This is a genomic window from Mucilaginibacter sp. P4_C11, assembly GCF_056402115.1.
Genome location: NZ_JBFUIA010000035.1, coordinates 28,982 through 43,954, shown reverse-complemented (window position 1 = coordinate 43,954; position 14,973 = coordinate 28,982). Strand labels below are relative to the sequence as shown.

At 43.7% G+C, this 14,973-nt stretch carries 12 protein-coding genes; 10 read left to right on the top strand and 2 right to left on the bottom strand.

What is annotated here, in order from left to right; genetic code table 11:
• The first annotated feature begins 216 nt into the window (after window positions 1–216).
• The 10 genes from AC1DU2_RS25525 to AC1DU2_RS25480 all read left to right on the top strand — a co-directional run bounded on the left by AC1DU2_RS25525 (window position 217) and on the right by AC1DU2_RS25480 (window position 13,485).
• Window positions 217–2,541: a TonB-dependent receptor gene (locus AC1DU2_RS25525; RefSeq protein ID WP_477387900.1), complete on the top strand. Its 2,325-nt coding sequence runs from the start codon at window positions 217–219 to the stop codon at window positions 2,539–2,541.
• A 6-nt stretch (window positions 2,542–2,547) separates the two neighbouring features.
• On the top strand, window positions 2,548–3,360 hold the full coding sequence (locus AC1DU2_RS25520) for a DUF4249 domain-containing protein (protein WP_477387898.1): 813 nt from the start codon (window positions 2,548–2,550) through the stop codon (window positions 3,358–3,360).
• A 69-nt stretch (window positions 3,361–3,429) separates the two neighbouring features.
• Window positions 3,430–3,990, top strand: coding sequence for an elongation factor P (gene efp / locus AC1DU2_RS25515; protein ID WP_090648241.1), 561 nt, complete (start codon window positions 3,430–3,432; stop codon window positions 3,988–3,990).
• Window positions 3,991–4,554: 564 nt separating this feature from the next.
• A complete protein-coding gene (locus AC1DU2_RS25510; RefSeq protein ID WP_477387896.1) occupies window positions 4,555–5,895 on the top strand; it encodes an SWIM zinc finger family protein in 1,341 nt (446 codons plus the stop codon).
• A 7-nt stretch (window positions 5,896–5,902) separates the two neighbouring features.
• Window positions 5,903–8,809, top strand: a complete 2,907-nt coding sequence (locus AC1DU2_RS25505) for a DUF6493 family protein (protein ID WP_477387894.1) — start codon at window positions 5,903–5,905, stop codon at window positions 8,807–8,809.
• A 373-nt stretch (window positions 8,810–9,182) separates the two neighbouring features.
• Window positions 9,183–9,659 (top strand): very short patch repair endonuclease, encoded by a 477-nt coding sequence (locus AC1DU2_RS25500; protein WP_477387892.1) that lies wholly within the window; start codon window positions 9,183–9,185, stop codon window positions 9,657–9,659.
• A 95-nt stretch (window positions 9,660–9,754) separates the two neighbouring features.
• On the top strand, window positions 9,755–10,933 hold the full coding sequence (locus tag AC1DU2_RS25495) for a DNA cytosine methyltransferase (protein WP_477387890.1): 1,179 nt from the start codon (window positions 9,755–9,757) through the stop codon (window positions 10,931–10,933).
• On the top strand, window positions 10,933–11,979 hold the full coding sequence (locus tag AC1DU2_RS25490) for a DUF262 domain-containing protein (RefSeq protein WP_477387888.1): 1,047 nt from the start codon (window positions 10,933–10,935) through the stop codon (window positions 11,977–11,979). Before AC1DU2_RS25495 ends, AC1DU2_RS25490 begins: the two co-directional genes overlap by 1 nt.
• A gap of 1 nt (window position 11,980) precedes the next feature.
• A complete protein-coding gene (locus tag AC1DU2_RS25485; RefSeq protein WP_477387886.1) occupies window positions 11,981–12,676 on the top strand; it encodes an MAE_28990/MAE_18760 family HEPN-like nuclease in 696 nt (231 codons plus the stop codon).
• A gap of 74 nt (window positions 12,677–12,750) precedes the next feature.
• The gene (locus tag AC1DU2_RS25480; protein WP_477387884.1) at window positions 12,751–13,485 is read left to right on the top strand and encodes a hypothetical protein; all 735 of its coding nucleotides are present in this window, start codon (window positions 12,751–12,753) and stop codon (window positions 13,483–13,485) included.
• Between the two features lie 154 nt (window positions 13,486–13,639).
• Here AC1DU2_RS25480 and AC1DU2_RS25475 read toward each other — a convergent pair whose 3' ends face one another.
• Window positions 13,640–13,996, bottom strand: coding sequence for a hypothetical protein (locus AC1DU2_RS25475; RefSeq protein WP_477387882.1), 357 nt, complete (start codon window positions 13,994–13,996; stop codon window positions 13,640–13,642).
• 176 nt (window positions 13,997–14,172) lie between these two features.
• Entirely contained in the window at window positions 14,173–14,958 is a 786-nt protein-coding gene (locus AC1DU2_RS25470) for a M15 family metallopeptidase (protein WP_477387880.1), read from the bottom strand.
• Window positions 14,959–14,973 lie beyond the last annotated feature (15 nt).

The window sequence follows — 14,973 nt, the reverse complement described above, 5'->3', positions numbered from 1 at the left end:
GGAGCCGCAGGATTACCTTATTATAGCGCCGGCGTATTCAATTAATTACCTGGCAGATAGCAAGATAAGCAGGCCCGTATTTTTTTTTACAAATTCATGAAATGTTTTGGCTCTCCGGTCGTCTTAAAGGACAGATAGCAGCGTTTGTTTTTTGATCGATATTCAGCAAACAACCTGTTGCCGGAAACCCGGGGTAACCTGTTTAAAACATTTTAAATGACCAAATCACTACTTGTTTTTCTATTTTCATTATTCGCCTTATCGGCTTTTGCTCAAAAAAGGCATATCATCAGCGGCACCATCAAAGATGCTGCAACCGGCGAAACACTTATTGGCGCATCTGTAAGGGTTAAAGAGCTTTCTTCGGTGGGTACAGCTACAAATAATTATGGCTTCTACTCCCTATCTGTACCCGATGGCTCATATACCTTGCTGTTTAGCTACATAGGTTATGAAACCATTTCAAAACAGGTTTCGCTTCAGCATGACCTGCCTATCAGCATTTCCCTGTCCCCCAAAAGCGAACTGCAGGAAGTAGTTATCAATGCCAACCGGCCCAATAACGATCAGATAGCTTCGCCACAAATGGGGGTTGAACGATTAAATATGACCCAGATTAACCAGGTGCCGGTAGTATTGGGCGAAAAGGACATTTTAAAAACAATAACCCTGATGCCGGGGGTAAAATCGGGCGGCGAGGGAAACTCCGGCTTCTATGTACGGGGCGGCGCTTCTGATCAAAACCTGATCATGCTTGATGAAGCCACGGTTTATAACGCATCGCATTTGTTTGGCTTCTTCTCCACCTTTAACTCCGATGCCATAAAAGATGTTAGCCTGTACAAAGGCGGCATGCCTGCCGAATACGGTGGCCGCCTGTCGTCGGTACTTGATATTAAGATGAATGATGGCAACAATAAGGATTTTACCATTCAGGGCGGCCTGGGTCTTATCGCGTCGAGGCTGAAAGTAGAAGGCCCCCTGGTTAAAGACAAAGGATCATTCATGATAAGCGCCAGGCGAACCTATATCGATTTCTTTTTAAAGGCCTCTAAAGATTCGACCATCAAAGGCAGTAAGCTTTACTTTTATGACCTTAACGCCAAGGTCAATTACCATTTTGACGATCATAATACCATTTTCCTGTCTGGTTATTTTGGTAAAGAYGTACTGGGGCTTAAGAACCTTTTTGGCACCAACTGGGGCAACGCCACAGGCACCGTAAGGTTTAACCATATTTTTACCAGTAAGCTATTTTCTAATACATCGGTAGTTTTTAGTAATTACAATTACGCCATACAGAGCTTTTTAAGCGATAACAGCTTTAAGGCCACCTCGCAAATCACCGATTTCAATTTAAAGGAAGACCTGCAATACGCGGTTAATAATGAGCACCGGCTTAAATTCGGCATCAACATATTGCACCACAGCATAGCTCCCGGCGATATCACTACCGATGCTTCGTCCAGTTTCAACGCCAAAAGCATCGAAAAGCGTTTTGGCTATGAAAACTCGGCCTACATCAGCGATGATTGGAAAGTTAGCGACAAACTAAGTGTATTGTATGGAGTAAGGCTTAGCTCCTTTTCCCTTATTGGCCCTGGTACCTTTAAATCGTATGATGCCACGGGCAAGGCTGCTGATTCTGCGAGATACGGTTCTGGTTCAACCGTTAAAAGCTACCTTAACCTGGAGCCGCGGCTATCTGCCGGTTACCAGTTAAATGATGCCAGTTCCGTTAAAGTGTCCTATAACCGCAATACGCAAAACATACACCTGCTCACTAACTCAACCACCAGTTCGCCAACTGACCTTTACGTGATGAGCAGCAACAATATCAAACCCGAAATTGCCGACCAGGTGTCAGCCGGATGGTTCCGCAATTTCAAAGATAACCTGTTTGAGTTTTCGGCCGAAGCCTATTACAAGTGGCTGCAAAACCAAATTGATTATAAAGACGGCGCGCAGCTAATAGCCAACCAGGATGTAGAATCGCTGCTCACCTACGGCTCGGGCCGGGCTTATGGTATTGAGTTATTTTTGAAGAAAAAATATGGTAGGTTTAACGGGTGGATAGGTTATACCCTATCACGTACCGAGAATAAATTTGCAGCTATCAACAACGGCCGTTATTACCCGTCAAGGCAAGACCGTACACATGACCTATCGGTGGTTGGCATTTACCAGCTTACCAAACGTTTATCTTTTTCAAGTTCATTTATTTACCAAACGGGGAGCGCCGTTACCTATCCAACAGGCAAATATAGTGTAGGCGGATTAACCACCTTCTCCTATTCGGAACGTAACGGCTACCGCAAGCCAAACAACAATAGACTAGATATTGGCGCTACGCTGGAGGGGAAACAACACAAGCGCTATCATTCAAGCTGGACGTTTAGCATCTACAACGTGTATGCACACAGGGATCCTTATAGCATCACTTTCCGCGACAGCAAAACCAGCCCCAACACAACCGAGGCTGCCGAAACCAGCATTTTTGCCACCCAGATACCATCAATTACCTGGAACTTTAAATTTTAATCCCCCATGAAAACATTCAAACTCTATATCATATTTTTATTTGCCTTACCGCTCCTTTACTCGTGTACCAAAGTTATTGACCTTAACCTGGGCAACAATACCGGCAAACTGGTTATTGAAGGCAACATTACCAATGCTACCGGCGCCCAAACTATCAAATTGAGCCAAAATGTGCCGTTTTCAAGCACCAATACCTATCCTCCGGTTACAGGGGCTACTGTTGCCGTAACCGACCAGGCCGGCAAAAACTACGTGTTTACAGAAGGCACGCCAGGCACCTATACGGCCAGTACTCTTTCTGGCATACCCGGAAGCACCTACGCCATGACGGTAACAACTGGTGCAAAAACTTATACCGCCACCTCGGCAATGCAGGCACCAATCGCGTTAGACTCGCTGACATCAAAAGACAATGAATTTAATACCAGCAAGCATAAAAAAGATATCACCGTTCATTACCGTGACCCAGTCGGGGTAGCAAATCAATACCGTTTTGTAATGTTTGTAAACAACGTACAGGTTAAACTAATTTATGCCTTTAATGACGATTTTAACGATGGCCGTACCGTTAGTATCGATTTGCGCACCGATAACAACAGCGACCGGGATTTTGGCATTTACGCCGGTGACACCGTAACCGTTGAAATGCAATGTATAGATAAACCTGTTTACACCTATTGGTTTACGCTGATGCAACAAGGCGATAACGGCCCTGGGGGTGGGGTTACCCCTGCCGATCCGCCAGGCAATATTACGCCAACAGTTTTAGGCTATTTTAGCGCGCATACTACCCAAAGCAAAACCATTGTGGTTAAATAGGGGTTAATTAAGCCGTTAATACTCAAAAAAGCGTATATCTTTGCGCACAAATTTTATAATTATATTTTCATGGCAAAGGCATCTGAAATTAAAGTAGGAAACATTTTACGCTACAACGGCGAATTGGTAACAGTTACCGAAGTACTGCATCGTACACCCGGTAAAGGCGGAGCTTTCTACTTAGATAAATTTCGCAACATAAAAACCGGAAAAATTGTAGAGGCCCGTTTGGCAACCGACGAACAGGTTGAAATTTGCCGTGTAGAAACCAATGATTACCAATACCTGTACGAAGAAGGCGATTATATGGTGATTATGGATAATACCACTTACGATCAGTTAAGTATCCCAAAATCGTTATTTGGCCCATCGGCAAGGTTTTTAAAAGAGGGGATGAATGTGATCGTTTCCATCGAGAGCGAAGAACCTATTATGGCACAGGCACCTAACTTTGTTGAGTTGGAGATTACCTACTCTGAACCAGCCGTTAAAGGCGATACATCATCGGGTGCGTTAAAAGCTGCAACTACCGAAAACGGTGTGGAAATAAAAGTACCATTATTCATCAACCAGGGCGATAAAGTAAAAGTTGACACCCGCACCGGCGAATATATCGAGCGCGTAAAATAATAAACGGCTTATACAGGTTGTCCCTTTTGGGCGAGCCTGATTGGGTGTTCGGGGAGGGGAAAATCAACTGCAAATCTCTTCCCCTAATACCCTTTTATTTTTTATTTTTCGATGCGGTAATGATGGTAAAAAAGCATCAAATTACTGCACAAAACAGGTAAAAAAGATCAATTTTTAACTTAGTTTTTTGCAAAAAAATTCAAAAAATTTACATTTTTTTCAAAGCGCCGTTTACTGGTCAAACCACATCAAAAAAAGCTATGGGCGTTTCCCCAACCGGTAGAGGTTGGGGCCAGGCCTTTCATTCATACGCGCACAAGGCCTTAGGCCCGGCCAACGCCCAGGCCCTCTCCCCCGGGCCGGTATCCATTGCAGTCCTTAACGCGAAAACGGTCATAACACAACATCGTGATAAATTATAGGATAAGCTAAAAATCGTTTTAGCAATCGGCAACATTCAAGGCACTGGCCATCATCGGCCAACGTAAAATTTTATCCCCCCTTTCTCTCCGTCGCCGAAATTATTTTACTAATTTTATTTCGCAGCATAGCCTAAACAATATTATGTCCGAAACGATAACCTATCAATATAGCCAGCCATCAACCCTAAAAAAGTCGACATTAACCGATGAGCTTTTTTTGGCCAAATACAGCGAGGTGCAAAAAAATAATGCCCCCTGCTTTTTCTGGGGGCAACTAACCGACCCGTATACCGTGGCCCGTTGCCTGCTTACACTATCCAACGTGGTAAAATCAAGCTTTAGCCTGTCGCCGTTTGAGTTGGCTATGCTTAAAGACCCTATTGTAACGGCCGGTAACGAGAAAATCCGCTTTGAGGGGTTTTCGCATTGCGCGGGGGTGTATGCCCGGGTTGATATTTTGGGCGATGGGCACGATGGCGAGTTTTTGGATAACGGCACCACCAATGTAGATTTTAACCAGCCCATGCTGGCGGCGCTGAGCAATATCCGCCGCAGCGAGAAGGTTTTGCTATCCGTAGGGCAAAAAGAAGTGGCCCTGCACCGCGAGGGCGAAAAGGTGGTGGAGCGCAAAGTGCCCTTGCCCACCAAATGGATCAAGGGCCTTACCTCGGTACAAATGTTTTTGGCCGAATCCGAGAAGGTGCACAGCTTTAACCGGCTGCAGGCCTTACAGCTGTTTAAAACCATCCCGCCGGGCAAACCCAAAACAGATTATTACTTGATAACCCGCGGCGGCAAACCCATGTTTTCGCCTGTAAAATCGGGTGATGCCATTACGGTTGGCGGTGTGCACCGCTTAAAACTGATAGAGCCTTTGCTGGCCATTGCCGATGAGTTAAGAGTGTTTCCGCATGCTACCATGCAATCAACCACCTGGCAAATTTATATTGGGGCGGTACGGTTTAGCCTGTCCATTTCACGGGATGCCTGGCGGGGCTTCTCGGGCGAGGGTGCGGCGCTGGAGTCATTGATAGAGGATGTGCCCGATAACTGGGTAGAATCACTGGATAATTACAGCTATGCCAACCAGGAGTTTAACCCTACCCTGCTGGCTGTAAACGAGGGGCTCGATCTGCAAAAGGTGGATAACATTACCGGCCGCCTCTCGGCCATTGGCTTGCTGGGGTACGATCTGGACGAGAACAACTTTTTTTACCGCCGCCTGCCCTTTAAGCTCAGCCGCATCATGAGCCTTAACCCGCGCTTAAAAGATGCCGAAAAGCTGTTGCAAGAAGGCAAGGTACAGATAACCAAACAGCAGGACGATAAGGTAGAGGCCCGTGTAGAGGGCAGCGGCGTGCACCACATGGTTGTATTAAACGGCGATAAAGCCCAGTGCACCTGTACCTGGTTTAGCAAAAATCAGGGCGAGCGGGGCATTTGCAAACATATTTTAGCAGTTAAAAAAAAGCTGGCCAACTAATACCACCATGAGCGTAGTTGAGGATTTTACCCGCATTTTAGAGAAAGGGCAGGAAGCCAAAATTATCCCCTTTTCGCAAACACTTGATAAAGCGCAAAAAAAGCAGCTGGTGCCCGAATTAAAAAAGCTGTATAAAACTTATTCGGAGTACAAGGAAGACCGCTCGGGCCACTACCGGGTTAAATGGACCGATCCGCAACGCGAAATACTGGGCATAGCGGGTTTTGTATGCCACAACCAAAAAGATTTTACGCAGATGCCCGGCGGGGCGCTCAATAAAAGAGTATTAGATGCCATACTGCCCTGGTACTGTCCCACCTGGTTCAGCGATTTTATAAACGGGCACGGTAATAACGGCTCTTTTTCCTGGTTTTTGGATTATGCCTGGTACGTGGAACTGGTGGAGCATCACTACATCAACCTTAGTCCTGCCATGATCGCAAAACTACTCCCAGAATATCTTTATAGCCTAAGAAGTGTGCATAAAAGAACCTATATGCCCGATAACCTTTTATCCAAAAAGATTATCCTGGCCGAACACATCTGGTATCTTTTTGAACATGAATCGGACGTGCACCTTGCCGACAAACCTTTCAACCTGCCCGGGGTACCCGCCGAAGGCATCTGGACATATGCTTTTAAAACCCAAAGCGATGCCGGCCGGATTGACAGGCAGCGCGTTTTAGGGGAGTCGTTAAAAGCAGCGAACAGCAACTTCGCCCAACATGCAGCCAACTGGTTCGTCTCCCTTTTTATGCACCTGGAGCCGTCAAAAACGGAGCTACTAACCTTGCAGGACGATTTGTTGCACCTCCTCAATTCGCCACACAGCAAACCCGTAAATACGGCCATAAAATATTTAAAGGATATTTGCGACGATGCCGGTTTTAACATCGACGCGTTTTTAGATCATGCGCCGCTGCTGCTCTCGTCCGAGTCAAAAGCCACCGTATCTACCACGCTGATGGCTTTGGATAAGCTGGCCAAAAAGTACAAAGACAAAGCCGAAACCATCATGGCCATCAGTTGCCAGGCATTTATTCACCAGGATAATAATCTGCAGGTTCGCGCGGCCAAACTGCTGCAAAAATACGGCGACCCTGCGTCTGAAGAGTTGAAAGCCGCCCTGGCCGCTTACCAGGATGCACTACTTTTTGACGCCCGCAGTTTGTTAACCGCCTTTTTGGATAACACCGAAGAAGTACCGGCAGAAGCAAACCATCCCCACGAACAACCCGAACCCCAACAGGCCCTTGTACAAATAGCCTCCCCTCAAACCTTTGACGAACTGGTATTTTTAGCCAGCCAGGCCTTTGATAACAATCAGCCTTATCATTTCGACCTGCTGCCTGCCGCCCTGCTGCATTTCCAGGGCGAAATGACGGCCAAAAACATCAGCAAGCTTATCCCCGCCTTCCAGCGGGCCTGCAAGGTGATCTCGTCCGATTTTACCAGTACCATGGGCTATCTGGATAATATGCTGGCCACCTTTTTTGCCGACTATAGCCGCCTGCTGGTTGAGCTTTACCCCTTACAAACAACCGAATTGAACCTGCTTCGCGAATCGTTTATGGAAACGTTTAAAAAGCACGAGATGTGGGGCAGGTACATCAGCCGGATAGATAACATCAAAAGCTGGAACCGTGGCTCAAGCTACAAAACACATAAACACTTGCTGTTGGCCGCCTTTTTTATGCTCGAGCGTAAACTGAGCCTGCCCATGCTGTCCACCCCAACGCACGAGCCTTGCTGGGTATCGCCCCTGGCGCTGGTGCAGCGGCTTATTAAATACAAGGTGGCCAATGTGGCGCCTGCCGATATCGATTTCCAGGTGGCAGTATCCCGCTGCTCAACCGAACATCACCAGGAAGCCCTTGACCTGGCCGCCCGCGAATTAACCGGCGAATACCGCCAGATCATCAGCTTTATGCTGGGTGGCGACTACTACCCGCAGGAAAACTATAAATATAAACCCGTGTGGCTGGTGGCCGCCCTTACCCGCGCCAAACAACCGCCAAACCCGCAATGGTTTGCCTACAGCAGCCTCCCGGCCGACTACCTTACCGGCAATTTTAACTGGACATCGGTTGTAGAGGCCTACACCTATAAAAAGTGGGACTACGCCACCAGCAAAAACATAGATACACCAGCCAAACGCAGCAAAATAATTATCGAATTTGGCGATACGCCAAAGAAAATAAGTGCCATTAAAAACCTGTTTGCCAAACTGCTGCCCGCAAAAATCATCGCTGAGCCATCGGTATATGATATAGCCATCATCAACGCCAAATACGCCTGGGGTGGGGATAATGATGTGATGCGCTTAATTAATTTAAACCCCAACCACCCCGAAGTATGGCTGGCAAGGGTCATCAGCACATCGTTGGATAGCCCGGATTTTGACAGCGAAAACGACAAACGCCTCGTCATCCACGCCCTCGAGGCCATGATGGCCCTCGGCACCGTTTACGGCCCCATGGCGCATCTGCTGGTAGCATCGGCCATGGTCAGCAGCGATAAAACCGTACGCGCTTACGCCGCCGAACTGTGGATACACGGCGTAACCCAAAACACCATCAGCAGCCAACAAATTGGCGACATCATTGGCCGCCACCAATCCATCGAGCTAACCCCCTTTAAACGCTTTACCGACCTCCTGCAAGCCAACCTGTTCCAGGCATCCAAACCCCACAACCAGGCCCTGCAAACCCTCCTGAACGCCTGCCTGGCCCGCTTAAGCGACAAGCCCGCCAACGGGTTAAAAAAGTTATTGGAAATTTATACGGAATTATTAGCGGCCACTAAACCGGCGGTTATCCAGGCTGAGGTATTGGCTAAGCTGGATGCTTGGGAAAAGGTGGAATCGATGGGGAAAGTTGTGGGGAAGGTGAAGGTGGTGGGGAAGGTGAGGTAGGTTTTTAATGCATTAGGGAATCAAAAAAGGAACTTGCCTTTGCTTAGTTGGATAGGATTCAACACGGCGACCTACAATTACCATAGAAGAAAGAGATACTGGCTTTACTTTGTCAAGAGGTTCCCATCCTAAACGTTCTCCTTTTGAAACTGGTCTTTTTGATTTCTGTGCCATGTTTTACGAATATACTAAACCCGTTCAAGGAATGATAAAATAGTTGTAACTACTTGTCTCGATTTTTGGCTTTAACTTCTTAAGTTTTTCCATTTGAAAACATTTAATTGAGCAGTTGTTATAAACAAAAAAATGATGCGTAAAACTGCATTTGGAACAAACTATACCCAAGCATTGTATTTAATTAAACATTGATGTTATGGATGATAGTCAATCAGTCATTAAAGTTCCAAAGTTCAGTAAGAGTAATGGGTTCTCAACAACAGAAGTTCGAAGTAAATTAATGTCTAAAGTTAAAAGTAAAAACACTAAACCCGAACTTCTAATGCGGAAAGCTTTGTGGAATTTAGGAATAAGATACCGAAAACATTACAATAAACTACCGGGCACGCCGGATATAGTGCTAACGAAATATAAGTTGGTTATATTTATTGACGGCGAATTTTGGCACGGTTACGACTGGGGAGTGAGGAAAAATCAAATAAAAAGTAACAGAGAATTTTGGATTCCTAAAATTGAGCGTAACATACAAAAAGATTTTGCCGATAATAAATTATTGGAAAGCATGGGTTACAAAGTTTTAAGATTTGGTGACCGACAGATAAAGAAAAACATTGACGAATGTTTGGGAACGGTAATTAAGTATGCTGAAAATTACACACTTGGAACGGCTTAGATAATAGCGTTTTTTCTTTGAAAGTATGATTATTTGAACTACTGATGTCAATTATAATCGTTTCAATTTTGTAACATTGTAATTGAGGAAAAAAGATGTTAGTATTAGAGAGTGAAAAAATTGAACAAGTACCATTAACTGACGATGTTAAAGTTTTATGTGATGTAAATTGGATACGTAGCACCGTATCAGAAGATCTTGATAATGCAGCACCGGCAATAAAAATCATCGATTTATATAGTGGTTGTGGCGGTATGACATTAGGAATTAAGGAAGCTCTAAAAGCTAACGGATACAATACCGCTATAAAATTAGCGGTTGACACGGACGCACCTGCTTTGGAAATTTATAAAACTAATTTTGGCGGCGATCGCGATGCGATAAAAAACATGGATATTAATGAATTGGTATCTATTAATATAGGACAAAAGCCTGACGAAAGGGAACGTAAAACCCAATCAACATACAAAGGTGTTCAAATATTGGTCGCGGGGCCACCTTGTCAAGGTCACTCTAATCTTAATAATCATACAAGGAGAAGTGATCCAAGAAATAATTTGTATTTAAATGCTATACGATTTGTCGAACTTATAAGGCCTAAAATTGCAATTATAGAAAATGTATCAACTGTCATTCATGACAAAGACGGTGTTGTACAAAAGGCAGATGAAGCATTAAAGAACTTGGGTTATACAATACACTCACAAATTTTAGACGCGTCTAAATATGGCCTTGCTCAATCCAGAAAACGACATTTTCAAATTGCGATTCTTAAAAAAGGAATAGATGTTGATTTAAGTGAATTGGTTCAGGAGTCGTCTAAATTATCGGATTATATTAAAGATATTGTTAATGAGCATACCATAAAAGAAGGTATTTTCCACTCTCCGTCAATAACGCAAAAAATAAATAAGGCACGTATTGAATTGCTTTTTGAAAATAATTTATATGACTTACCTGATGAGTTTAGACCTGATTGCCATAAGCTTAAAAGCCACAGCTACAAATCATGCTACGGCAGAATGCGTTGGGACAAACCTGCACAAACTATAACAAGCGGTTTTGGCTCAATGGGACAAGGACGCTATATCCATCCTTTGCAAAAAAGAGTAATTACGCCACACGAAGCCGCAAGAATACAAGGCTTTCCCGATTTTTTTAAATTTACCGATGTGGCAAAAAGAGGAGATCTACATACGATGATAGCAAATGCAGTTCCCCCGAAATTGGTTGCTATCATACTTGATTCATTAATCAAAAAAAATGCTTTATAATGCCTAAAAAACCTATCACACAGAAAGAGCAAGAAATTGCGGAAGAACAGATCCTCGCTCAACAAGTTTTTGCTGACTATGACACCAAAGAGTACCCAATTGAGGTTATAGTACAAAAATATGAAGACTTTATTGATGACGACTTAAACGAATTATTTATACCAACATATCAACGGGATTTCGTTTGGGATGAGAATAGACAATCTAAATTTATCGAGTCAATTTTAATAGGATTGCCGATACCTTATATCTTCACAGCTGATAGAGGTGAACGATTTGAAATTGTTGATGGTTCACAACGAATTAGAAGTCTTGCTGCTTATTTAAACGACACCCTCACGTTAAGAAACTTAGAAAAGCTCACTCATTTAAATGGTACGAACTTTAGCGACCTGATACTTTCACGGCAAAGACGATTTAAACGTAAAACTTTACGAATGATCGAGCTTACAGAGAAAGCTAATGCTGAAGTTACAAATGACCTATTTGAGAGGATTAATACAGGTAGTGACATTTTAAGAAAAATGGAGGTACGGAAAGGCGTATTTGCTGGACGATTTTATGACTTCGTCACAGAATGCTCCCAAAATGAACTCTTTACAAAATTGTGTCCTATTAGCGAAAAGGTTAGAAAAAGAGAAGAAGCCCAAGAGCTTGTACTCAGATTTTTTGCGTATTCAGACAACTACATGAAATTTAAACACCGGGTTGATGAGTTCCTGAATGATTATATTAAAGAAAATAAAGACAATTTTGATGAAGACAGACTTAGAAAAGAGTTTACTGACATGTTAGCCTTCGTAAACAGATATTTCCCAAATGGCTTTACAAAGGGTACTAATTCTAGAACGACACCAAGAGTTCGATTTGAAGCTTTATCTGTGGGGGTAAATTTGGCTTTAAGAGTAGTCCCAAATTTAGTTCCAACAAGCTTAGATTGGATGGACTCTGAGGAATTTAAGACACATACTCGTTCAGATGCAAGCAATTCAAGACCTAAGATTAAGGGTAGAATAGAATTCGTACGAGACAATTTGATGAAATAATATGAAAGATGTTATCAATCAATTTGAAAGTCGTGTCAAAGAAATTGACATATATTTTGACTTTATTTCGGATATTATAGTTAATCAAGCTGAATTACTTTTCCCCAAAAAAGCAAAAAATAAATATAAACCTATAGATAGCGAGTTGAGTAAAATCCTAAAGGCAAACGCTTTTTTACTCTTATATAATATTGTTGAATCTTCAATAAAACAATCCATTGAAGAAATTTATAATTCTTTAAACAAGGAAAATGTTAAGTACGGTAAGGTTAGCGACGAAATTAAAAAAAAGTGGATTGAACTAAATTATAAGAATTTTAAGTCACAGCCCTACGTAGCGGAAAAAATATTTGAAGCCATCGCTACGATGGAGGAAGATATTATTAATATGACTTTCAATTCAGCAAAAACCATAAGCGGTAATGTCGATTCAAGAAAGGTAAAGGAATTTTCAAAGACATATGGTTTTTCTGCAAAAACACATCATACAACTGATGATGGCAACAAATTATATCTTGTTAAAAACAAAAGAAATGATTTAGCACACGGTACTATTTCATTTTGTGACTGTGGTAAGGAATATACCATTGACGAAATTTTGACTATAAAAAAACAAGTGATTGCGTATGTTAGAAATATACTAAAAAATGTATCCAAATTTATTGACGAGAAAAAGTATATCAAAGCAATTGCATAAGCTTTAGAATACGTTAGTTGCCCTCAAATATTTTTTTAAAAACAAATGCGTTTATTAGCATCACCAATAAACTCATGAGAATATCCCTAACCTTACTATTCCTGCTTACTTTAACGCGTTGCTTTGGCCAGAGTTTGAGGGCTGTAGACAAGAAGCTGGCCGATGTTTACGAAAATGTGCCGGAACGGTACACTGATGACCAACAGGAAGCCAGGATGGAGCTTTTTGAAAGGCTGCTGATGAAATATACCCGGCAGCTGCCCAAAACGATCAGTTACCCGTTTAAAAATTTGAGCGAAACGAGCGCGGTATATATCTCGACCTCGGACGATGGCAACCTGCGCATTTACTCGTACGACAGGAACAGGAGGCGATCTATGCCCTGGTATAATAATGTGTACCAGTACAGGGCTAATGGCAAGGTGCTGGCCAGGCACGTGAAGCCTCCGTACCAATTGGTGCCCGACTACACCATTTACAAAATAAACACCCTGACAGCTGGCGGCAAAACCTATTACATTGCCCAACGCATAGCATTTGGCGGCCTGCTTACCGAGTACAGCCTCCGGTTTATGACGATAGAGAACGGCCGTGTTAACGATAACATCAAACTGGTGCAAACTGGCAAAACGCTTGAAAATGAGTTGGTATGTGGTAAGGTTGACGAGTTGAACGGCGAGCAGAAATTCAGCATAGATTATGATAAAGCCTCGGGCACCATTTCGATGCCTGCAGTATCGGATGATGGGAAGGTTGGCAGTAAACGGGTTGTTTATAAGTTTAACGGGAAGTGGTTTGTGAGGGTTTAGGGTGAGTTAGTCCTCCGTAGCGCAAGTATTTGATTACCAATATCGAATACCCGTCAATGAGTACCCAGCAGCCGAACCGAAAAACAGTAATGACATGTTTGTTTACCGTAACTCCCTCATGATCGTCATTGCGAGGTACGAAGCAATCTCCGGACTATGCTTTACGATTGTTTGGGTAATGAAAATATTTTTTAAAAGCGACCACATCGGCCCGCTCAATTGCCGCGGGAGGGCTGTTACTTTGTCTTGATACAAAGTAACCAAGACCAAGCGTAGCGAGACAATGAGCACCAAAAAAGCCAACAACAAGCGAATAAATCAAGTCATCAGAAATGCTTCTTTGCCGCACTGGCCTTTGCACTGCAAAACGGTCAAAACCTGGGCTGGAATTATTTTGCCCCAAAGCACTTTCCCCACTCACATGCAAAAACTTCCTATGCCCTGCCACCTCACAGCCCCGCATTGTTTTGCCCGTTTTCGCCCGAAGCTGTTCTGCTGACGATTGGGGCACGACGAGAGCTTTGGTAAAAAATGATAATCAACAACTTGAAGACATGTCACTACAAGGTACATAAGTTACTGACTGTCAATATCAAATATCCGCCATTGCGAGGCACGAAGCAATGACGGTAGCTTTCTGTCTTACTACTTACTACCTACTACTTACTACTTACTACTCCAAAGCTATTACCCCTGTATCCGGGCTACTTCAAAGTGCATTCCGTCTTGTTTGGTAAAATGGCCTCCCCAATAAAAACCGTTGGCGTTGGCTATGGTCACCAGCTCGCGCACGCAGCCTTTTTGGCCCACCAATGCGGGTTGCGACCCGTAGGCATTCCATTTTGCATTAATATCAAACGCCGACCCAAAGGCATGGTTACTTAAAGTTTTGGTGCTGCCCCTCACAAACCTTGGGTTATATGATCCGTCCCAAATGAGGATGAGGTGGAGCAAACCTGCCGCATCCCAATCTGCCCAAAGTTTAATGAGCTGTTTGGCCGCCAGTTTATGAAATTCGATATGACTACCGCCGCTAATGTTTTTTAGCTGCGGCACCGGCACCGATATAATATTGTCCTTTGCCCAGTTATTAGTTACCCTGATATGTTCTTTATCGCCCGGCTGCGGATCGGCCACAAATGTAAATTCGCCAAAAACAGCCTGGCGCTGGGCATTGCTTACTAACGGACTAAAATCGGGCTTTGGCGGCCAGTCGGCGCCTTCCTTGCCTGTGCGGTCGTCGTGTACGCCGTTAAAACCTATTTGCATGGCGGCGCCATAGGTTTTATTACCAACCACGCCATCGGGCTGCAGGCCAGCCATTTTTTGAAACGCGATGGTAGCAGCCAAGGTTAAAGGGCCGAAATCTCCGTCGGAAGGTTCATCTAATAAATCCTGGCCTATTAAAAAATCCTGCCAGTTTTCTACAGCCTGGCCGTTGCTGTTCAGTTTGATAAGAGGTAATGCGGGCATGTTAATTAGTTTTAA